Annotated in this window: 17 protein-coding genes, 3 tRNA genes and 1 pseudogene; 12 read left to right on the plus strand and 9 right to left on the minus strand. The window is 63.9% G+C overall.

What is annotated here, in order from left to right:
• Window positions 1–69: 69 nt before the first annotated feature.
• The 6 genes from mazG to ACN8M7_RS14560 form a co-directional block, all read right to left on the minus strand.
• Window positions 70–888, minus strand: a complete 819-nt coding sequence (gene mazG / locus ACN8M7_RS14535) for a nucleoside triphosphate pyrophosphohydrolase (RefSeq protein ID WP_490261208.1) — start codon at window positions 886–888, stop codon at window positions 70–72.
• A gap of 12 nt (window positions 889–900) precedes the next feature.
• On the minus strand, window positions 901–3144 hold the full coding sequence (gene relA, locus ACN8M7_RS14540; RefSeq protein ID WP_490261209.1) for a GTP diphosphokinase: 2244 nt from the start codon (window positions 3142–3144) through the stop codon (window positions 901–903).
• A gap of 134 nt (window positions 3145–3278) precedes the next feature.
• Window positions 3279–4637, minus strand: coding sequence for a 23S rRNA (uracil(1939)-C(5))-methyltransferase RlmD (rlmD, locus tag ACN8M7_RS14545; RefSeq protein WP_490261210.1), 1359 nt, complete (start codon window positions 4635–4637; stop codon window positions 3279–3281).
• Window positions 4637–5542 carry a cysteine synthase CysM gene (gene cysM, locus ACN8M7_RS14550; protein ID WP_061239961.1) on the minus strand — a complete coding sequence of 302 codons (906 nt, stop codon included), beginning with the start codon at window positions 5540–5542 and terminating at the stop codon, window positions 4637–4639. The genes rlmD and cysM overlap by 1 nt, the downstream gene beginning before the upstream one ends.
• A 98-nt stretch (window positions 5543–5640) precedes the next feature.
• Window positions 5641–6978, minus strand: a complete 1338-nt coding sequence (locus ACN8M7_RS14555; protein ID WP_490261211.1) for a histidine kinase sensor domain-containing protein — start codon at window positions 6976–6978, stop codon at window positions 5641–5643.
• A complete protein-coding gene (locus ACN8M7_RS14560) occupies window positions 6975–7685 on the minus strand; it encodes a response regulator transcription factor (RefSeq protein WP_490261212.1) in 711 nt (236 codons plus the stop codon). Before ACN8M7_RS14560 ends, ACN8M7_RS14555 begins: the two co-directional genes overlap by 4 nt.
• 120 nt (window positions 7686–7805) lie before the next feature.
• Between ACN8M7_RS14560 and ACN8M7_RS14565 the strand changes: the two genes are divergently transcribed.
• The 3 genes from ACN8M7_RS14565 (at window position 7806) to ACN8M7_RS14575 (ending at window position 11470) form a co-directional block, all read left to right on the plus strand.
• Window positions 7806–10556: a response regulator gene (locus ACN8M7_RS14565; protein ID WP_490261213.1), complete on the plus strand. Its 2751-nt coding sequence runs from the start codon at window positions 7806–7808 to the stop codon at window positions 10554–10556.
• A gap of 79 nt (window positions 10557–10635) precedes the next feature.
• On the plus strand, window positions 10636–11067 hold the full coding sequence (locus ACN8M7_RS14570; protein WP_490261214.1) for a hypothetical protein: 432 nt from the start codon (window positions 10636–10638) through the stop codon (window positions 11065–11067).
• Between the two features lie 4 nt (window positions 11068–11071).
• Window positions 11072–11470, plus strand: a complete 399-nt coding sequence (locus ACN8M7_RS14575) for an META domain-containing protein (RefSeq protein WP_490261215.1) — start codon at window positions 11072–11074, stop codon at window positions 11468–11470.
• An 88-nt stretch (window positions 11471–11558) separates the two neighbouring features.
• On the opposite strand, the gene dinB is transcribed toward ACN8M7_RS14575, so the two are convergent.
• Window positions 11559–12611, minus strand: a complete 1053-nt coding sequence (dinB, locus tag ACN8M7_RS14580) for a DNA polymerase IV (protein ID WP_082768072.1) — start codon at window positions 12609–12611, stop codon at window positions 11559–11561.
• A gap of 135 nt (window positions 12612–12746) precedes the next feature.
• Between dinB and ACN8M7_RS14585 the strand changes: the two genes are divergently transcribed.
• The 9 genes from ACN8M7_RS14585 to ACN8M7_RS14625 all read left to right on the plus strand — a co-directional run bounded on the left by ACN8M7_RS14585 (window position 12747) and on the right by ACN8M7_RS14625 (window position 18011).
• Window positions 12747–12823, plus strand: a tRNA-Met gene (locus tag ACN8M7_RS14585).
• Between the two features lie 114 nt (window positions 12824–12937).
• Window positions 12938–13014: transfer RNA gene (locus tag ACN8M7_RS14590), tRNA-Met, on the plus strand.
• 117 nt (window positions 13015–13131) lie between these two features.
• A tRNA-Met gene (locus ACN8M7_RS14595) sits at window positions 13132–13208 on the plus strand.
• Window positions 13209–13343: 135 nt separating this feature from the next.
• Window positions 13344–13892 (plus strand): cytochrome b, encoded by a 549-nt coding sequence (locus ACN8M7_RS14600; RefSeq protein ID WP_061239975.1) that lies wholly within the window; start codon window positions 13344–13346, stop codon window positions 13890–13892.
• Window positions 13893–13989: 97 nt separating this feature from the next.
• A complete protein-coding gene (gene rimO / locus ACN8M7_RS14605; protein WP_061239977.1) occupies window positions 13990–15312 on the plus strand; it encodes a 30S ribosomal protein S12 methylthiotransferase RimO in 1323 nt (440 codons plus the stop codon).
• 103 nt (window positions 15313–15415) lie between these two features.
• Window positions 15416–16126 (plus strand): rRNA pseudouridine synthase, encoded by a 711-nt coding sequence (locus tag ACN8M7_RS14610; protein WP_490261216.1) that lies wholly within the window; start codon window positions 15416–15418, stop codon window positions 16124–16126.
• Between the two features lie 43 nt (window positions 16127–16169).
• Complete coding sequence (locus ACN8M7_RS14615) at window positions 16170–16376, plus strand: hypothetical protein (RefSeq protein ID WP_061239982.1); 207 nt, start codon at window positions 16170–16172, stop codon at window positions 16374–16376.
• A gap of 9 nt (window positions 16377–16385) precedes the next feature.
• On the plus strand, window positions 16386–17087 hold the full coding sequence (tsaA, locus tag ACN8M7_RS14620) for a tRNA (N6-threonylcarbamoyladenosine(37)-N6)-methyltransferase TrmO (RefSeq protein WP_061239984.1): 702 nt from the start codon (window positions 16386–16388) through the stop codon (window positions 17085–17087).
• A gap of 150 nt (window positions 17088–17237) precedes the next feature.
• The gene (locus ACN8M7_RS14625) at window positions 17238–18011 is read left to right on the plus strand and encodes an SDR family oxidoreductase (protein WP_061239986.1); all 774 of its coding nucleotides are present in this window, start codon (window positions 17238–17240) and stop codon (window positions 18009–18011) included.
• Between the two features lie 3 nt (window positions 18012–18014).
• On the opposite strand, the gene ACN8M7_RS14630 is transcribed toward ACN8M7_RS14625, so the two are convergent.
• Together ACN8M7_RS14630 and ACN8M7_RS14635 are read right to left on the minus strand one after the other, a co-directional pair.
• Window positions 18015–18887, minus strand: a complete 873-nt coding sequence (locus ACN8M7_RS14630; RefSeq protein ID WP_490261371.1) for a methyl-accepting chemotaxis protein — start codon at window positions 18885–18887, stop codon at window positions 18015–18017.
• A pseudogene (locus ACN8M7_RS14635) lies at window positions 18873–20006 on the minus strand (HAMP domain-containing protein); the annotation flags it as partial. The gene ACN8M7_RS14630 and the pseudogene ACN8M7_RS14635, both read right to left, overlap by 15 nt.
• Window positions 20007–20160 lie beyond the last annotated feature (154 nt).

Raw genomic sequence — 20160 nt, forward strand, 5'->3', positions numbered from 1 at the left:
CCAGTCCAAGGCGCCCAGCATAAGGGCTAAGCGGCCGCCGCTCCAGCCCGGATCGGCGCATGACGCGTGCTACAGCTTCTCCAGCTTCTTCGCCTCGCCCCACAGGGCGTCCAGCTCCTCCAGCGAGCAGCCGTCCATGCTGCGCCCCGCGTCACGCACGCTTTGTTCGATAAAGCGAAAGCGCCGCTCGAACTTGCCGTTGGCCGCGCGCAGCGCCGCTTCCGGGTCGACTTTCAGGTGGCGCGCCAGGTTGCTGACGACGAACAGCAGGTCGCCGATTTCCTCGGCCACTGCCTCGGCATCGTTCTCGCTCATGGCTTCGAGCACTTCATCCAGCTCTTCGCGCACCTTATCCACCACCGGCAAGGCTTCGGGCCAGTCGAAGCCGACCTGGGCGGCACGCTTCTGCAGCTTGGCCGCGCGCGACAGCGCCGGCAACGCGGTCGGTACATCATCGAGCAGGGAAAGCTGCTCGGGCGCAGCGGCCTTCTCGGCGCGCTCCTGCGCCTTGAGCTCTTCCCAGCGCTGCTTGACCGCAGCCTCCTCCAGCTTCGCCGCGTCCGGCGCTCCGTACAGATCACCATCGGGAAACACATGCGGGTGGCGGCGAATCAGCTTGGTGGTGATGGCATCGACCACCCGGGCGAAATCGAAACGCCCCTCCTCCTGCGCCAGCTGGCTGTAGTAGACCACCTGAAACAGCAGGTCACCGAGTTCGCCCGGCAAGTGATCGAAGTCGCCACGCTCGATGGCGTCGGCGACCTCGTAGGCCTCCTCCAGGGTGTAAGGCACGATGCTCGCGTAGCTCTGCTTCAGATCCCACGGGCAGCCATGCTGCGGATCGCGCAGACGAGCCATCAGGTGCAGCAGATCATCGAGTTGGTACATGAATAAGTCCTGTTACGCCACGCGGTGACGACGCGCCTCGATGATATTGGGCAGCTGACCGATGCGCGCCAACAGGCGGCCCAGGGCATCGAGCCCCGGAATCTCCACGGTGATCGACATGGAGGCGGTGTTGTCCTCCTTGTTCGAGCGGGTGTTGACCGCCAGTACGTTGAGCTTCTCGTTGAGCAGCACCTGGGTGACGTCACGCAGCAGACCGGAACGGTCATAGGCCTTGATGACGATCTCCACCGGATAGGTCTGCACCGGCACCGGTCCCCAGTTCACCTGGATCATGCGTTCCGGCTCGCGCGCAGTCTGCTGCAGCGCCGTGGGGCAATCCTGGCGGTGAATGGTGACGCCGCGGCCGAGGGTGATGTAACCGACGATGGGGTCGCCCGGCAGCGGCTGGCAGCAGCCCGCCATCTGCGTCAACAGGTTGCCGACACCCTGGATCTGGATGTCGCCACGCTTGCCCGGCTTGAAGCCCTGAGCCTTGCGTGGGATCAGCTCCAGCTGCTCGTTGCCGCGCTCCGGCTCGACCAGTTGCTGCGCCAGGTTGACCGCATGGGCCAGGCGCACGTCGCCAGCGCCAAGGGAGGCGAACAGGTCATCGGCGGTTTTCAGGTTGGCCTTCTCGGCCAGCTTGTCGAAGTCCGCACCGACCAGGGCCATACGTGCCAGTTCGCGCTCGAGCAACTGCTTGCCGGCGGCGACGTTCTGGTCGCGATCCTGCAGCTTGAACCAGTGCACGATCTTCGCCCGCGCGCGGCTGGTGGTGACGTAGCCCAGGTTGGGGTTGAGCCAGTCACGGCTCGGCGAGCCCTGCTTGCTGGTGATGATCTCCACCTGCTCACCGGTCTGCAGGCTGTAGGTCAGCGGCACGATGCGGCCGTTGATCTTGGCGCCTCGGCAGTTGTGACCGATCTCGGTGTGCACGCGGTAGGCAAAGTCCAGCGGCGTGGCGCCCTTGGGCAGGTCGATGGCATGCCCGTCAGGGGTGAAGACGTAGACCCGGTCCGGCTCGATATCGACGCGCAGCTGTTCGGCCAGGCCGCCGATATCGCCCAGTTCCTCGTGCCACTCGATGACCTGACGCAGCCAGGAAATCTTCTCTTCATAGTGGTTGGAGCCGGATTTGACGTCGGTACCCTTGTAGCGCCAGTGCGCGCAAACCCCCAGTTCGGCTTCCTCGTGCATGGCGTGGGTGCGAATCTGCACCTCCAGCACCTTGCCTTCCGGGCCGAGCACGGCGGTGTGCAGCGAGCGATAGCCGTTTTCCTTGGGGTTGGCGATGTAGTCGTCGAACTCCTTGGGAATGTGCCGCCACAGGGTGTGCACGATACCCAGCGCGGTGTAGCAGTCGCGCATCTCCGGCACCAGCACGCGCACCGCGCGCACGTCGTAGATCTGGCTGAACTGCAGGCCCTTGCGCTGCATCTTGCGCCAGATCGAATAGATGTGTTTCGCCCGGCCGCTGATGTCGGCCTTGATACCGGTAGCTTCCAGCTCCTGGCGCAGGTGCGCCATGGCATCGTTGATGTACTGCTCGCGATCCAGACGGCGCTCATGCAGCAGCTTGGCGATCTGCTTGTACTGCTCCGGCTCCAGGTAACGGAAGGACAGGTCCTCCAGCTCCCACTTGATATGACCGATGCCCAGGCGGTGAGCCAGCGGCGCATAGATGTCGAACACCTCACGCGCGACACGCTGGCGCTTCTCCTCGTCGGCTTCCTTGACCGCACGGATGGCGCAGGTGCGCTCGGCCAGCTTGATCAAGGCCACGCGCACGTCGTCGACCATGGCCACCAGCATCTTGCGCAGGTTCTCGACCTGCGTCTGCGAGCCGAGCACGACCGATTCACGCGGATTGATACTGGCGCTGATCGCGGCCATGCGCAGCACGCCTTCGATCAGCTTGGCCACCACCGGACCGAAGCGCTGGTGCACGGCGGCCAGGGTAATCTTGCCCTCGCGCACGCCGCGATAGATGACCGCAGCGACCAGCGAATCCTGATCGAGCTTGAGATCGGCGAGGATTTCCGCGATGTCGAGACCGGCGCGGAATGTCGAGGCGCCCTCGCTCCAGTGATGCTCGGTGGTGTTGGCCTGTTGCTCCAGATCACGGGCGAATTCGCAGGCCTCTTGCAGCGCCTGACGATCCAGCGCCGGATCGACGCGGGTAACGTGCTGCAACCAGGCCTCGAGGTTGATGCTGCCGTCATCGTTGACCGGCTGATGCGCTCTCACCTGAACCATCGTCTTACCTTCCCTACGGTGCGCATACGGTGCACCGAGCAGTCGCCGGCCTTCTCTGAGCCGGTCGGATTAACTGAAAGAATGCGCATCCTGCACATCCCTGCGGTACCGAACGTACCGCTTTGGCCCGAGGCCTAGGCCTCGGGTTTCTCGAACAGAGCCATCGCCTCGACATGCGCCGTTTGCGCAAACATGTCGAGTATCCCGGCGCGGCGCAGGCGATAGCCCTGCTCCAGCAACTCGGCGGCATCGCGCGCCAGCGTGGTCGGGTTGCAGGATACATAGACCAGGCGCCGCGCGCCCAACTGCGTCATCCCGCGTACCACTTGCAACGCGCCATCGCGCGGCGGATCGAGCAGCGCTGCGGTAAAACCGCCACGCGCCCAGGTCTCCTCGGCCAGCGGCTTGGACAGGTCGGCATGGAAAAAGTGCACGTTGCCCAAACCATTGTTCTGCGCGTTGCCAGCGGCGCGCTGCACCATCGCCTCGACGCCCTCCACTGCCACTACCTCAGCCGCCTGCCGGGCCAGTGGCAAGGCGAAATTACCCAGGCCACAGAACAGATCCAGCACCCGCTCACCAGGCTGCACTGACAACCAGTCTAGCGCCTGAGCAACCATCGCCTGGTTGACCAGACCATTGACCTGTACGAAGTCACCCGGCCGATAGGCCAACTGCAGCTGCCAGCGCTCAAGCATGAAACCCAGCTCGGCGGTTTGCTCGTCAGGCTGCGGTAGCCCCTCGCCCTGCAGCCATAATTGCGCACGATGCTCGCTGCAGAACGTGCGCAGGCGGCCCAGGTCAGCCTCGCTCAAGCTGCTGGTATGGCGCAGCAACAGCGCTTCGGCAGTACCACTGAACAACTCCACATGCCCGACGGCCTGCGGCTTGTCCAGGCTGCGCAACAAGGCCGGCAGTGCCTTGAAAATGGGCTGCAAGGGCTGTACCAGCACCAGGCAGTGGTCGATGGCAACGATGTCCTGACTGGCTTCGGCGCGGAACCCGACCTGCAACTGACGCCCCTTGGCGTCCCAGCGCACGGCAACGCGCGCGCGGCGGCGGTAGCCGAATTCCGCGCCGACCAGCGGCGGTGCCCACTCATCCGGCTGCACACCGCCCAGACGTGAAAGTTGTTCGGCCAGCGTGCGCTGTTTCAGGGCAAGTTGATCGGCATGAGGCATGTGCTGCAGGTTGCAGCCGCCGCAACGGTCGGCGTGTACGCAAGGCGCCTCACGGCGCTCGCTGCTGGCGGCGATGATCCTTTCGGCGCGCGCTTCGATGGTCTGGCTGCGCGCGCTGAGCACCCGTGCCTCGACCTGCTCGCCCGCCAGCGCACCGCTGACGAACCAGGTTCGCCCGCCTTCGAACGCGATACCGCGACCGTCACCAGCCAGGCGCTCGATGGACAGCTTCTGCTTCTTGCCCACCGGAACCTGCGCCGCACGAGTGCCGCCGCTGGGCTGAAAGCGCAAGTTGGAGCTGCGTCTGGCCATCAGTGCGCCGGTTCTTCGTAAACGCCGGTGGACAGATAGCGGTCGCCGCGGTCGCAGATGATCGCCACCAATACCGCGTTTTCCAGCTGCTGCGACAGGCGCAGCATGCCGGCCACCGAGCCGCCGGAAGACACACCACAGAAGATGCCCTCTTCCCGCGCCAGGCGCCGCATGACCTGTTCGGCTTCGGCCTGGCCCATGTCCATGACCTGATCGACCCGTTCGGCCTGATAGATCTTCGGCAGGTATTCCTGCGGCCAGCGGCGGATACCGGGAATGGCCGAGCCTTCCTGCGGCTGCAGACCGACGATCTGGATCGCCGGGTTCTGCTCCTTGAGGTAGCGCGAGGTGCCCATGATGGTGCCGGTGGTGCCCATCGAGCTGATGAAATGGGTGATGGTCCCACCGGTCTGGCGCCAGATTTCCGGGCCAGTACCGCTGTAGTGCGCCTCGGGATTGTCGCCGTTGGCGAACTGATCGAGCACCTTGCCACGCCCCTCGGCCTGCAGTTTCTCGGCCAGGTCGCGTGCGCCTTCCATGCCCTCTTCCTTGCTGACCAGGATCAGCTCGGCGCCATAGGCGGTCATCGCCCACTTGCGCTCGGCGGTGGAGTTGTCCGGCATGATCAGGATCATCTTGTAACCCTTGATCGCCGCGGCCATGGCCAGGGCGATGCCGGTGTTGCCACTGGTGGCTTCGATCAGGGTGTCGCCCGGCTGGATGGCACCACGCAACTCGGCGCGGTTGATCATCGACAAGGCCGGACGGTCCTTGACCGAGCCCGCCGGGTTGTTGCCTTCCAGCTTGACCAGCAGCGTGTTGCTGGTGTCACCGCCCAGGCGTTGCAGACGTACCAGAGGGGTATTACCGATGCAGTCGGCAATGGTGGGGAATTGCAGGGTCATGGGTCGCTCGAATCCAGACTGACGCGAAGGGGCGTCATGATACGCCGAACCCGTCGCGGCATCACCCAGCGAACGTAACCAGCCGTTGTGCGCCGTGATCAGGCCGCCGGCAAGTGCATATGGATGCGCAACCCTGGGCGCCCGTTCTCGGCCCAGACACGCCCGCCTTGTGCCTCGATCATGCTGCGGGCAATGGCCAGGCCCAGGCCGAAACCGTCGCCACCCGGCCTGGCGGCGCTGAGGCGAGTGAAGGGACGGAAGATGGTCTCCAGTTCACCCTCGGCCACGCCCGAGCCCTGATCCTCGATGCACAACAGCCATTTATTGCCTTCAAGTCGACCACCCAGGCGAACCACACCGCCATCTGGCGAATGACGGATGGCATTGCGCAGGACGTTTTCCAGGGCCTGCGCCAGGCCATTGAGGTTGCCGCGCACCCGACAATCCGCCGGCAGATCACAGGGCATGCGCGTAAGCGGCCAGCCGGTTTCGAAGCCGGCGTTCTCACGCAGTACATCCCACAGCCTGACCACATCCACGTCTTTACTGGGCAGTTGCGGCCGCTCCGTGTCCAGCCAGACCAGCTCCAGTGCATCGCCGACCAGCTTTTCCATCGCGTCCACTTCACGCACCAGGCGCTGGCGCAGCGCATCGCCATCGCGCTCGTTTTCTCCGGCCACGCGCAGGCGGCTCAGCGGGGTGCGCAACTCATGGGACAGGTCGCGCAACAACTGGCGCTGAAAAGCGACCGTACCCTGCAGACGCTCGGCCATATGGTCGAAACTTCGCGCCAGCTCACCCAGTTCGTCCCGGCGCCGGGTGACCGGTGGACCAAGCCTGGCGGACAGGTCCCCCGCGCTCAGCGCGGCAGCCTGGCGCCGCAGGATCGCCAAGGGAGCGATCAACAGTCGATACAGCAGCAGTGCCACGACCACGGCAAGCACCGCCGGCAACACCCGCTGCAGGAGCACCTCCCATAGTTGGTTGTACTGGCGTGGGTTCAAGCGCTGCGGCAACTGCATGACCAGTCGTGCGCTGGAATCGCTGAAAGGCAGATAGAAAGTCGGCGTTGTACCCGGCCGTCCCACGGAAAAATCCAGCTTGCGCACGAAATCCAGGCGCTGCTCTTCTTCATCGGTCAGCGGCCGCGAGGCCAGCGAATGTTTGTGCTCATCGACCACCACAGCCCAGACCTGCTCGCGCTGATGCAGATTCTGTAGATAGGCATCGACACCTGACGCCCCACCATCCCGCCAGGCCGTTTCGGCCTGGCGAGCCTCGTCCCTGAGAAGCTGCCGGCTCGACTCGGGCAGATAAGAGGTCGTATCGAGCAGCATCCGCCCCACATCCACATGCAGGCTGACCAGCAGCAGGCAGAACAACGCCAGGGCGCCGGCCAGTCGCCAGAGCAGCGAATGTCGCCCCGGAAGGTTCATGCCAGAGCCTGCGTAAGGAGGTAGCCCTTGCCCCAGACGGTATCCACACGCGCCGCCTCATAGCCGACCGCCTGCAATTTGCGCCGAATGTGGCTGACGTGCATGTCCAGGCTGCGATCATGCTGCGAATAGGCACGGCGTAGCGCCTGCTGATAAAGGAAGGGTTTGCTCAGGGCCTCGTCGCGATGCCGCCAGAGCAACTCCAGCACCCGGTACTCGCTGGGCGTCAGGCCAACCCAGGTGCCGCAGAAGGCAACATCGCTGCGCCCTTCATCGAACTGCAAACCATCCCCGGAGGCGCTGGGCTGCTGCTCGCGGCGCTCGTAGGCGACTCGACGCAGAATCGCCTCGACCCGCACGCTCAGCTCACCCAGGCTGAAAGGCTTGGGCAGGTAATCGTCGGCGCCCTGGCTGAAGCCGGCGATGCGATTCTGCTCATCACCCAGGGCTGACATCAGCAGCACCGGCACACTGCGGCGCTGGCGTAGACGCTGCAAAACCTGCAGGCCATCGATGCCGGGCAGGAGGATGTCCATCAGCACCAGATCGAAATCTTCGCTTTCGGCCAACTGCAAGCCTTCGCGGCCGTCATGGCTCAGGGTCACGTCAAACCCGCAGCCCAGCAGATGCGACTGCACATGACCAGCGAGCAAAGGGTCATCCTCGACGGCAAGGATGCGGGCCGAGGGAGGCAAGCGGGTCAGCATGACGGTAAACCGATAGATATTGAATGCGAACAATTCTATCTATTAAACGACAATCTCTCACCTGGAGATTCCGCTGCGCCGAATCGCTACACTGACCAGATGTCCTGAAGGAGGAAAATCGTGTTCAAGGATCTCAGCATCAAAGGCCGCGTGCTGCTGCTCACCCTGCTGCCCAGCAGCCTGCTGGCCCTGGTGCTGGGCGGTTATTTCACCTGGGTGCAGCTCTCGGATTTGCAGGCTCAATTGCTGCAACGCGGTGAAATGCTGGTCGAACACCTGGCGCCCCTGGCCGCTCCGGCGCTGCAACACAAGGATGTGAAAAAACTCGAGCGCATCGCTCAACAGGCGCTGGAGCACCCGGACGTGCGTGCGGTCGGCTTTCTCGCCCCGCAACGTGAAGCCCTGGCACACGCCGGGCCCAGTATGCTCAACCCCTCGCCCAGCGGCCAGCCGGGCGTCAGCCTGCTCAGTGGCCAGGATGCCACGCGCTTTCTCCTGCCGGTCTACGACCAACACCTGGTACTCAGCGACAACCTCGGCGAAGACCGCCAACTCGAACTGCTCGGCTGGGTCGAGCTGGAACTCTCGCATCAGGGCACGCTACTCAGCGGCTATCGCAGCCTGTTCGCCAGCCTGCTGTTGATCGTCGGCGGCCTGGCCGTGACCGCCCTGCTCGCCCTGCGCATGAGCCGCAGCATCAACGCTCCGCTGCGCGCGATAAAGGCCGGAGTCGCCCAACTCAAGGACGGCAACCTGGAAACCCGCCTGCCACCGCTGGGCAGTCATGAGATGGACGAGCTGGCTTCGGGCATCAATCGCATGGCCGAAGCCCTGCAGAACGCCCAGGAAGAATTGCAGCACAGCATCGAACAGGCCACCGAAGACGTGCGCCAGAACCTTGAGACCATCGAGATCCAGAACATCGAGCTGGACTTCGCGCGCAAGGAGGCCCTGGAAGCCAGCCGCATCAAGTCCGAGTTCCTGGCCAACATGAGCCACGAGATCCGCACGCCGCTCAACGGCATTCTCGGTTTCACCAACCTGCTGCAGAAGAGCGAGCTCAGCCCGCGTCAGCAGGACTACCTGTCGACCATCGAGAAATCCGCCGACAACCTGCTGGGCATCATCAACGAGGTACTCGACTTCTCCAAGATCGAGGCCGGCAAGCTGGTGCTCGAATCCATCCCGTTCAACCTGCGCGACCTGCTGCAGGACACCCTGACCATCCTCGCCCCTGCGGCCCACGAAAAACAGCTGGAGCTGGTCAGCCTGATCTACCGCGACACCCCGCTGGCCCTGCGCGGCGACCCGCTGCGTCTGAAACAGGTGCTGACCAACCTGGTCAGCAACGCGATCAAGTTCACCCGCGAAGGCACCATCGTCATGCGTGCCATGGTCGAGGACGAGAACGCCGACAGCGCGCAGCTGCGCATCAGCGTGATGGACACCGGCATCGGCCTGTCGGACGACGACCTGCGCGCGCTGTTCCAGTCCTTCAGCCAGGCCGACAACTCGCTCAGCCGCCAGGCCGGCGGCACCGGCCTCGGCCTGGTGATTTCCAAGCGCCTGATCGAGCAGATGGGTGGCGAGATCGGGGTCGACAGCACCCCGGGCGAAGGCTCGGAATTCTGGATCACCCTGACCCTGCCCAAGGCTCGCGACGACGCCGAAGACCTGCCGCGTGCAGCCCTCCAGGGCCGGCGCGTGGCAGTGCTGGAGAGTCACGAACTGGCCCGCCAGGCGCTGGCCCACCTGCTCGAGGACTGCGGCCTGGAGGTCGAGAGCTTCTCCGATCCAGGCCAGCTCTTCGAGGCGGTGAACAACCAGCACAATCGTGAGCGTCCATTGAGCCTGGCAGTGCTGGGCATCACTGCCAGCCAGCTACCGCCGGACAGCCTTGGCCAACGGATACGGGACCTCGACCAACTTGGCTGCAAGGCGCTGGTGCTGTGCCCGACCACCGAACTGAGCCTGTTTCACGAATCGCTACCCGACGCCTACAACCAGCTGCAGGCCAAACCCCCGTGTACGCGCAAGCTGCACAAGGCCCTGGTCGAAATGGTCAACCCGCAGCGCTCGGCCAGCGAACCGGCGGCGATCAGCGATACCCGCCGGCCACAGATTTTGTGCGTCGACGACAACCCGGCCAACCTGCTGTTGGTGCAGACGCTGCTCGACGACCTTGGCGCCCAGGTCACAGCCGTCGACAGCGGGTACGCCGCGATAGAAGCGGTCCAGCAAGGCAGCTTCGACCTGGTATTCATGGACGTGCAAATGCCCGGCATGGATGGTCGCGAAGCCACCGAGGCGATTCGCCAGTGGGAGAGCGATCAGAGCCGCAGCGCCACGCCGATCATCGCACTCACGGCCCATGCCCTGGCCAACGAGAAACGCGCCCTGCTGCGAAGCGGCATGGACGACTACCTGACCAAGCCGATCAACGAACGCCAGCTGGCCCAGGTGGTGCTCAAATGGACCGGCCTGAATCTGCGTAACCAGCCGACTCACAAGGTCGCGCCACCTGCGCCACCCCAGGCGCAACCCAAGGTGCTCGACGCCGAAGAAGGCCTGCGCCTGGCAGCCGGCAAGGCCGATCTGGCCGCCGACATGCTGAGCATGCTGCTGGCAGGTCTGGCCGGTGACCGCCAGGCGATCCGTCAGGCCCGCGATGCCGGCGAGCGCACGGCCTTGATCGAACGGGTTCACCGCCTGCATGGGGCCACGCGCTACTGCGGCGTTCCGCAGCTACGTGCGGCCTGCCAGCGCAGCGAGACACTTCTCAAGCAGGACGATCCTGAGGCCCAGCGAGCCCTCGATGAACTGGATGCGGCGATCACGCGCCTGACCGAAGCGGCGGCCCAGAGCGCCTGAAGGTGCGCCATGGGTGACGACCTCAAGCGATGAGGTCGAGAGCACCGCGTGATAGCATGCCGGCTGATCCGGAGGACCCATGGCCGAACACGATTTCCGTTATTCCCTGCTCAACCCGCAACACACGCTCACCGAATGCCGCGCTCTGGCACCAGGCCGCTATCAGGTCACCGGCAACGGCGGCTCGATCAAGGCAGGCGACACGCTGCTGGTCACCCTCAAGGGCAGCCGCGATCTGCACATGCGCCTGGACGTGGAAAAGGTCCGTCACCTGATCAATCCGCCCGGCCAATGGCTGGCGGTGTGCAAGGGTCCGCAGTTCAAGGAGCTGGCCATTCATAACTGGCAGGTGAACTGCGACGCTTGCGGCAAGCAGCTGGACTTCGAATTCGCCGTCGATGCAGCCCTCGGTAAAGCCGCTCAAGCGCCCGCCGCCGAAGCCCGTATCGCCGAGCTGGGCTGGCGCCACGATGCCGGTCGTCACCTATGCCGCACCTGCCAGGAGGCCTGAGACCATGTACCGCGCCCTGCCCCTCGCTCTGCTCGCCGCGACTCTGGCGGGCTGCGCCAACGATGCACCGCAGCTGGAAACCGAACGCAGCTACCGCGTCGAATGGATCGGCGAACGCCCGCTGATCGACCGCAGCCACCTGACCGTCACGTTTGCCGCTGATGGCCGCGCTCACGGACATGCTGGTTGCAACCACTGGTTCGCTGGCTACAGGCTCAAAGGTGACACGCTTGGCTTCGACGCCCCCGGCAGCACCCGCAAGGTGTGCGCACCCGCACTGATGGAGCAGGAACGCCGCTTCCTCGCCGCACTGGGCGAAGTGAAGCGCTGGGACTTCAACGACATCGGCCAGCTGCAACTGTGGCCAGCCAGCGGTAAGCCAATTCGCCTCTGGGCGGAGTGAGCAGCTGGTAAACGCAATCCGAGGGCGGCGCTTGGGCGCGCGACATCTTTACCGATAGTCGCGGCCTAAGCCCCTCCCCGACCGGCAACTAGGTGAACAGCTCCAGCTGCGTCTGCCGCCCGCGCAGGTCATGCAATCTGACCCCCACCCCAAGCAACCGCACCGGCTTGTCGCCCCGCGCGAAAGCGTTGCTCAGTAGCAGTCGATAGCTGTCCAGATCGAGACTGGCGCCGGCCTGCTCCAGGGTGGTCTGGGTAAAGTCATGGAACTTCACCTTGACGAAGGGCTTGTCCGGCCGATAGCTGGCGTCGAGGCGCTGCAGGCGGCCGTGCATTTCTTCGAGCAGTGCCGGCAGTTTTTCCAGGCAGGACTCCAGATCGGGCAGATCCTGATCGTACGTGTGCTCCACGCTCAGTGACTGACGACGGCTATCGACCTTTACGTCGCGCTCGTCGATGCCATGGGCCAGACGCCACAGGCGCTCGCCAAAACTGCCGAACTCACGCACCAGCGCCAGCTTGTTCCACTCACGCAGGTCCAGGCAGGTGCGAATGCCCAGGCGCGTCAGCTTGTCGGCCGTGACCTTGCCGACGCCATGCAGCTTGTTCACTGGCAACTCTGCAACGAAGTCATCGACCTGATCCGGGGTGATGACGAACAATCCGTTGGGTTTGCGCCAGTCGCTGGCAATCTTGGCCAGGAACTTGTTCGGCGCCACGCCGGCCGACACGGTGATATGCAGTTCCTGCACCACGCGGCGGCGAATCTCCTGGGCAATGCGTGTGGCGCTACCAGAGAAATGTGGCGAGTCACTGACATCGAGATAAGCCTCGTCAAGCGACAGCGGCTCGATCAGGTCGGTGAACTGACGAAAGATGCCGTGAATCTCACGGGAAACCGAGCGGTACACCTCGAAACGCGGCTTGACGATCAGCAGGTCCGGGCACAACTTCAGCGCATGCCGCGACGACATCGCCGAGCGCACGCCATAAGCGCGCGCCTCATAGTTGCAGGTGGCGATCACCCCGCGCCGGTCGGCCGAACCACCTACAGCCAGCGGACGATTGGCCAGGCTCGGGTCGTCACGCATCTCGATTGCGGCGTAAAAGCAGTCGCAGTCAACGTGAATTATCTTGCGCACAACACCCTCGAAAGCCTCGCCAGATATGGTCGAACTCGCTGAAGTCTAACAGTTGTTTGAGGCTAACCATCTGAGTTGAAAACAGTTTTTAAAGATAATGGTTGACGTAAGGCGCTCTTTCGATAGAATGGCCACCGCGGGATGGAGCAGTCTGGTAGCTCGTCGGGCTCATAACCCGAAGGTCGTAGGTTCAAATCCTGCTCCCGCAACCACCTTCCGAAAGGCCACTCTAGCGAGTGGCCTTTTTGTTTGCCTGGCCGATTAGTATTTTCGATTAAAAGCAAGAAACCGATTGACAACACTCTCTCCCTGAGTAGAATGGCCGCCGCGGGATGGAGCAGTCTGGTAGCTCGTCGGGCTCATAACCCGAAGGTCGTAGGTTCAAATCCTGCTCCCGCAACCACCTTCCGAAAAAGGCCACTCAATCGAGTGGCCTTTTTTGTTTGCCTGGTCGATTAGTATTTTCGATCAAAAGTAATAAATCGATTGACAAGACTCTCTCCCTGAGTAGAATGGCCGACGCGGGATGGAGCAGTCTGGTAGCTCGTCGGGCTCATAACCCGAAGGTCGTAGGTTCAAATCCTGCTCCCGCAACCACCTTCCGAAAAAGGCCACTCAATCGAGTGGCCTTTTTCGTTTCCGGACATTGATCTTCCTCAGCTTCACATAAGCAAAGCGGCTCTATCCTAGAAGCACCTGCCGCAGATGCAGGACATTACCGAGGAAGCCTGTATGAACTGGAAGAACACCCCGTCCCGCTATTCAAGCCTGTCCATTGGCCTGCACTGGCTGATGCTGGTCCTGATCGCCGCCGTCTACGCCTGCATCGAACTCAAGGGTAATTTCCCCAAAGGCAGCGATACCCGCGAGCTGCTCAAGCAGTGGCACTTCATGCTCGGCCTGGGCGTCTTCGCGCTGGTCTGGCTGCGACTGCTGGCCCGGGCGCTGAGCCCTACTCCGGCCATCGAACCTGCGCCAGCTGGCTGGCATAAACTGCTCGCCAAGCTGATGCACCTGGCCCTGTACGCCCTGATGATCGGCGCACCGCTGGCCGGCTGGCTGATCCTCAGCGCCGCTGGCAAGCCTGTTCCCTTCTTCGGTATGGAACTGCCGGCACTGATCGGCCCAGACAAGGCGCTGGCCGGACAGATCAAGGAATTGCACGAACTGGCCGGCAGCGCCGGTTACTGGCTGATCGGCCTGCACGCGGTCGCCGGCCTGTATCACCATTACGTGGTGCGCGATAACACCCTGACGCGCATGCTGCCGGGGCGCAATTGAGGTGACGGCGCCTCTGGTCAAGCGCCCGAACCGCCGCTAGAATTGCGCACTTTTTGATCAGAGGCGCCAGCCAGGCGCCCGTTAGAGGTTAGCCCGCATGTCCAGCGCCACCCCGAAAGTCGGATTCGTCAGCCTTGGTTGCCCGAAAGCGACCGTCGACTCCGAACGCATCCTGACCCAACTGCGCATGGAAGGTTACGAGATCGTACCGACCTACCAGGATGCCGACGTGGTGGTGGTCAATACCTGCGGCTTCATCGACAGCGCCAAGGCCGAATCGCTGGACGCCATCGGCGAAGCCCTGGCCGAGAACGGCAAGGTGATCGTCACCGGCTGCATGGGCGTGGCCGAAGACAGCATCCGCGACGTACACCCGAGCGTGCTGGCCGTCACCGGCCCGCAGCAGTACGAGCAGGTGGTCAACGCCGTGCATGAGGTGATTCCGCCGAAAGCCGAGCACAACCCGCTGATCGACCTGGTGCCGCCGCAGGGCATCAAGCTCACCCCGCGCCACTACGCCTACCTGAAGATTTCCGAAGGCTGCAACCACAGCTGCAGCTTCTGCATCATCCCGTCGATGCGCGGCAAGCTGGTCAGCCGCCCGGTGGGCGATGTGCTCAGCGAGGCCGAGCGCCTGGTCAAGGCCGGCGTCAAGGAGCTGCTGGTGATCAGCCAGGACACCAGTGCCTATGGCGTCGACATGAAGTACAAGCTGGATTTCTGGAACGGCCAGCCGGTGAAGACGCGCATGCTCGAGCTGTGCGAGGCGCTGTCGTCGATGGGCGTCTGGGTGCGCCTGCACTACGTCTACCCCTACCCCAACGTCGACGACGTGATCCCGCTGATGGCCGCCGGCAAGCTGCTGCCGTACCTGGACATCCCCTTCCAGCACGCCAGCCCGAAAGTGCTCAAGTCGATGAAGCGTCCGGCGTTCGAGGACAAGACCCTGGCGCGCATCAAGAAGTGGCGCGAGATCTGCCCCGAGCTGACCATTCGCTCCACCTTCATCGTCGGTTTCCCCGGCGAGACCGAGGAAGACTTCCAGTACCTGCTCGACTGGCTGACCGAAGCCCAGCTCGACCGCGTCGGCTGCTTCCAGTATTCGCCGGTGGAAGGCGCACCGGCCAACGACCTGGGCCTGGAAGTGGTGCCGGACGACGTCAAGCAAGAGCGCTGGGAGCGCTTCATGGCGCATCAGCAGGCCATCAGCTCGGCGCGCCTGCAGGCCAAGATCGGCCTGGAGATGGACGTGCTGGTCGACGAAGTGGACGGCGAAGGCGCCGTGGCACGCTCCTGGGCCGACGCCCCGGAGATCGACGGCAGCGTGTTCATCGACGCCACCAGCGTCAAACCGGGTGACAAGGTGCGTGTGCGCATCGTCGATGCCGATGAGTACGACATGTGGGGCGAGTTGGTCTGATCCAGCTCCCCCCTGAAAAGCCCCGCAGCCTGCGGGGCTTTTTCTTTCCGGCCTCCCCCAACGCCTTGCCGGTACAATGACCTTCTTTTTGTCGAGCGCCACCATGACCGAACCCACCCGCCTGTCCAAACGCGTCATCGAACTGTTCGGCTGCTCGCGCCGCGAGGCCGACCTGTACATCAGCGGCGGCTGGGTGACGGTGGACGGCCAGGTGGTCGAGGCGCCGCAATTCAAGGTCGAGGATCAGCGCGTCGAGCTGCATGCAGATGCCACGCTCGAGCCGGTAGAGCCGGTGACACTGCTGGTGCATGGTGCGACTGGCTGCAACGCCGCACAGTTGCAGCACCTGCTGGTACGCGAACGACACTGGGAAGAAGACCCGCACGCCCAGCGCATCCTGCATGGCCACTTCCTGCGCCAGGAGCAAAGCCTGCCGCTGCAGACCGGTGCCAGCGGCCTGATAGTGCTCAGCCAGGATTGGCGCACGCAACGCAAGCTGCGCGAGGACGCTGCCAAGCTGGAACAGGAATACCTGGTCGAGGTAGCCGGCGAACTGCCCGCCAGCGCACTGGAACGCCTGAAGAAAGGTTGGCTGCACAAGGGCACGCAATTCCCACCGTGCAAGGCCAGTTGGCAGAGCGAACAGCGCCTGCGCTTCGCCCTGAAGAATCCTGCCCCTGACCTGCTGCGGCAGATCTGCACGGCACTGGGCCTTAAGGTGCTCGGCATGAAGCGTATCCGCATTGGCGGCGTGCCCATGGCCAAGCTGCCGGTCGGGCAGTGGCGCTATCTGGGCGAGAAGGAGCGCTTCTGAGACCGTGTTAGGCTGTGTCCGTCACGCTCTGGAGACCACCATCATGCGTACCCTGTTACTCACTGCCCTGCTCGCCCTGAGCCTGCCCGGCTTGGCGGCGCCTGCCCCCTTCTTTCTCTGGCAGAGCAAGGTCGACGGCCACCTGACCTGCGCCCAGGTCAGTCCTGGCGAAGGCTGGATCCGTTTTACCGGCCCGTTCCGCGACGCCGGTTGCCGGGTCGCGCACGACGCCCCTGTGCGCAGCCGCTAAGAGAACGCCATGCAGCATCTGGTTTCCCCTGTCGGCATCGTCCATTCCTGCTTCAAGGAAAAATTCGCCATCCCCCGCCAGCCGCACCTGGCACCTGCCGCACGCGGCGTACTGGAGCTGCTGCCGCCCTTCGATCAGGGCGAGGCCGTTGAGGGTCTGGAACAGGTCAGCCACGTCTGGCTGCTGTTTCTGTTTCACCAGGCGCTGGAAGACAAACCACGCCTGAAAGTGCGCCCGCCACGCCTGGGCGGCAACCAGTCGGTCGGCGTGTTCAGCACCCGCGCCACCCATCGCCCCAATGGCATCGGCCAATCGGTGGTTCGCCTGGAGAAGGTCGAGCCGGGCCGCCTGCACCTGTCCGGCATCGACCTGCTCGACGGCACGCCCGTGCTGGATATCAAGCCGTACGTTCCCTACGCCGACTGTGTGAGCGATGCGCACAACACCATGGCCGATGCCGCACCACGGCTGATCCCGGTCCAGTGGCATGGCGATGCATTGCCGTTGGCGCGCCAGCACGCACAGCGCCTGAACGAGCCGCTGGTCGAGTTGATCGAACAGTGCCTGGCGCAGGATCCGCGCCCGGCCTACCAGCAGCCGGAGCCGGAGCGGCGCTATGGCGCACGCTTCTGGGATCTGGACGTGCACTGGCATTATCCCGAGCCGGGGCGTATTCGCGTGCTGGATGTGCAGATCGCTGATCGCGGCTAAAGTCCCTCCTACAGAGCGCCGATTGCGTGGGAGGAGCTTCAGCCGCGACCAGACAAAACGCATGAAGCGTCATTTCGCCCAGCAATGATGCCTGCATTCCCCGCTGCCAGGCCCTAGGGTGAAGGCCTTATCACTCAGCGAGGCCTTCCCATGCATCCGTACTTTTCCCTTGCCGGGCGCACTGCCCTGGTCACTGGCGGCACCCGTGGCATCGGCCTGATGATCGCCAAGGCCTTCGTCGAAGCCGGTGCCCATGTCTATGTCTGCGCGCGCGACGGCGAAGCCTGCATGCAGACCGCCGCCGAACTATCTGCGCTGGGCCAGTGCACCGGCATTGCCGCCAACCTGTCCAGCGAGGAAGGCGTTCAGGCACTGGCAGCCGAACTGAGCGGGCGCATCGACAAGCTGGACATTCTGGTCAACAACGCCGGCACCACCTGGGGCGCACCACTGGAAAGCTACCCGGCCAAGGGCTGGGAGAAGGTCATGCAGCTCAACGTCACCTCGGTGTTCGGCTGCATCCAGCAACTGCTACCGCTGCTGCGCAAGGCCGGCTCTGGCGAATATCCAGCGCGGGTGATCAATATCGGTTCGGTGGCCGGCATCAGCGCCATGGGCGAACAGGCCTATGCCTACGGCCCGAGCAAGGCGGCGCTGCATCAGCTATCACGCATGCTGGCCAAGGAACTGGTCGGCGAGCACATCAACGTCAACGTGATTGCCCCAGGGCGCTTTCCCAGCAAGATGACCCGCTTCATCGCCGAGGACGAGGCCGCACTCGCCGCCGATACTGCCGTCATTCCAATGAAGCGTTGGGGCCGCGAAGAGGAGATGGCGGCTCTGGCGCTGAGCCTGGCCGGTAGCGCAGGTGCCTACATGACCGGCGCCATCATCCCTATCGACGGTGGATTCCATCTGGGCTGAGGATCAGGTGCGGAACTGTCGCACCAGCCCCTGCAGCTCCACACCCAGGCGAGCCAGCTCGGCGCTGGAGGCGGCGGTCTGCTCAGTGGCGGTGGCGCTCTGCTCGCCGACATCGCGCACGCGGGTGATGCTTTCGTTGATCGCTTCGGCCACCGCGCTCTGCTCCTCGGCGGCGGCGGCGATCTGCTGGTTCATCTGCTCGATGGTACTCACCGCATGAGTGATACGAGCCAGCGCACCGCCGGCTTCGCCAGCCAGTTCGACGGTGCGGCGGGTCAGATCGCGACTGCTGTCCATCTGCTGCACGGCGCCTTTAGCCATGCGCTGCAGACCGGCGATCAGGCTCTCGATCTCCTCGGTACTCTCCTGAGCGCGCTTGGCCAGCGCCCGCACCTCGTCGGCGACCACGGCGAAACCACGGCCCTGCTCCCCGGCGCGCGCCGCCTCGATGGCCGCGTTGAGCGCCAGCAGGTTGGTCTGCTCGGCGACGCTACGAATCACCTCCAGCACGCTGCCGATACGCGCGCTTTCCTGATTCAGGTCAGCCATGGCCTTGGCCGACTGCTCCACTTCGCTGGCCAGGCTGTCGATCTGTTCCACGGCCTGCTGCACCACGCGATTGCCCTGCTGTGCTTCCTGGTCGGCATCGCGCGCAGCCAGCGAGGCTTGCTCGGCGTTCTGCGCCACTTCCTGTACGGTGGCAGCCATCTCGTGCATGGCCGTGGCGGTCTGTTCGGTCTCCATTTTCTGCGTCTGCACACCGGCGCTGGTCTGCGCGGTGATCGCAGAGAGCTGTTCGGCCGCCGCGGCAATCTGCCCGACACCACCGCCAATACGACCAACCAGATTGCGCAGGCTGAGGGTCATGTCCTGCATGGCGGCGAGCAATTGCCCGACTTCGTCGCTGCGCTCCTGCGGGATGTCCTGGCTCAGATCGCCAGAGGCGATGCGCTTGGCGAAGATCACGGTTTGCCGCAGCGGCACGACGATCAGGCGGGTGATCAGCAGCGCGGCGCACAGGCCCAGTACCACAGCGGCCACGCCCATGATGCCGAGCATCAGCAGCGCCCGCCGGCTATCGACGAGCATCCGGCTTTCGGCACTGGCCTGGGCCGACTCGGCCAGATCGACAACCGAACGGGCGCGCTCGATCATGGCCTTCTCGGTGGCGTGGTTCTGCTCACGCAGCTGTTGGTAGTAGAGGAAGGAGCGCTGATAAAGGGTCAGCGCCTGCAAAGCGGTCTCGATGGAGGCCTTCTGTTCATCGTTGAGCCAGACGGTCAGGCTGCGGGCGACGTTCTGCAGGTCCTCGCTGACGTACTGCCATTCTTCCAGCGCTTCGGACGAACCGTCGATGATGTAAAGGCTTTCCTGACCCCGCAGGTCGAGCATGCGCTTGCTCAGACCGGATGCGGTTTCCGCCAGGGTCAGCGGGTCGCTGCCACGCAGGCGATCACCTTGCAGGCGTAGCTCGCGCACCGCGTCGTACATATCCAGCTCGATCACCTCGAACTGGTCACGGGCTTCCCCCGCTGCAGTACGCATGTCCTGGCGCGCCTCACGGGCTTTATCCTGCTGCTCGACATAGTTATCGAACTGTTTCAGGTACTCGGTGGTGGCCTGCTGCATGGTCTGCACACGCGTGCTTTCAGCCGCCCCCTCGCTCAGATGCTGCAACATGCCCTGCACCTTGAGCAGGCTTTCGCGCACTCGGCCCGCGTTGTCCGGTGTCTGCTCGATGGCGAAATTGCGCTCCAAACGGCGCGCCTGGAGGATTTCCTGGTTCACCTGCGCCAGTTGCCCCACCTGCTCATGCCCATGCAGAACCGCCTGCACGGCCAGGTAGCCGCTGCCGGTCATGGCGGCAGTGAGCAACAGCACCAGACCAAAACCGATGAAGAGTTTCTTGCCCACGGCAAGGTTGGCGAAAAAGCGTGCGGCAGGCTTGAACATAAGGCGCGACTCCAGATTCTTCTTATTACGACCGCGTCTCATGGACGCGACCTGGTCGACTGACCACGCAACTGCTATGCCATATCTAATCCAACCTATCGGCAAGAGTGTAGCGCCGCTTGAGTGCTGGCAATTCGCCAAACCATGATTCTCAGGATAGCCGATCAAATCGCCAACACCGGCAATGATCCGCTTA

The organism is Pseudomonas spartinae (assembly GCF_965197125.1).
GTDB lineage: Bacteria > Pseudomonadota > Gammaproteobacteria > Pseudomonadales > Pseudomonadaceae > Aquipseudomonas > Aquipseudomonas composti_A.

Excerpts from the sequence above, each read along its gene's own strand:
- cysM (WP_061239961.1), bottom strand. The coding sequence starts at position 5,542 with ATGACCCTGCAATTCCCCACCATTGCCGACTGCATCGGTAATACCCCT.
- relA (WP_490261209.1), bottom strand. The coding sequence starts at position 3,144 with ATGGTTCAGGTGAGAGCGCATCAGCCGGTCAACGATGACGGCAGCATC.
- ACN8M7_RS14625 (WP_061239986.1), top strand. The coding sequence starts at position 17,238 with ATGCATCCGTACTTTTCCCTTGCCGGGCGCACTGCCCTGGTCACTGGC.
- ACN8M7_RS14600 (WP_061239975.1), top strand. The coding sequence starts at position 13,344 with ATGAACTGGAAGAACACCCCGTCCCGCTATTCAAGCCTGTCCATTGGC.
- ACN8M7_RS14560 (WP_490261212.1), bottom strand. The coding sequence starts at position 7,685 with ATGCTGACCCGCTTGCCTCCCTCGGCCCGCATCCTTGCCGTCGAGGAT.
- mazG (WP_490261208.1), bottom strand. The coding sequence starts at position 888 with ATGTACCAACTCGATGATCTGCTGCACCTGATGGCTCGTCTGCGCGAT.
- ACN8M7_RS14555 (WP_490261211.1), bottom strand. The coding sequence starts at position 6,978 with ATGAACCTTCCGGGGCGACATTCGCTGCTCTGGCGACTGGCCGGCGCC.
- ACN8M7_RS14575 (WP_490261215.1), top strand. The coding sequence starts at position 11,072 with ATGTACCGCGCCCTGCCCCTCGCTCTGCTCGCCGCGACTCTGGCGGGC.
- ACN8M7_RS14570 (WP_490261214.1), top strand. The coding sequence starts at position 10,636 with ATGGCCGAACACGATTTCCGTTATTCCCTGCTCAACCCGCAACACACG.
- ACN8M7_RS14610 (WP_490261216.1), top strand. The coding sequence starts at position 15,416 with ATGACCGAACCCACCCGCCTGTCCAAACGCGTCATCGAACTGTTCGGC.
- rimO (WP_061239977.1), top strand. The coding sequence starts at position 13,990 with ATGTCCAGCGCCACCCCGAAAGTCGGATTCGTCAGCCTTGGTTGCCCG.
- tsaA (WP_061239984.1), top strand. The coding sequence starts at position 16,386 with ATGCAGCATCTGGTTTCCCCTGTCGGCATCGTCCATTCCTGCTTCAAG.
- ACN8M7_RS14630 (WP_490261371.1), bottom strand. The coding sequence starts at position 18,887 with ATGCAGGACATGACCCTCAGCCTGCGCAATCTGGTTGGTCGTATTGGC.
- ACN8M7_RS14615 (WP_061239982.1), top strand. The coding sequence starts at position 16,170 with ATGCGTACCCTGTTACTCACTGCCCTGCTCGCCCTGAGCCTGCCCGGC.
- rlmD (WP_490261210.1), bottom strand. The coding sequence starts at position 4,637 with ATGGCCAGACGCAGCTCCAACTTGCGCTTTCAGCCCAGCGGCGGCACT.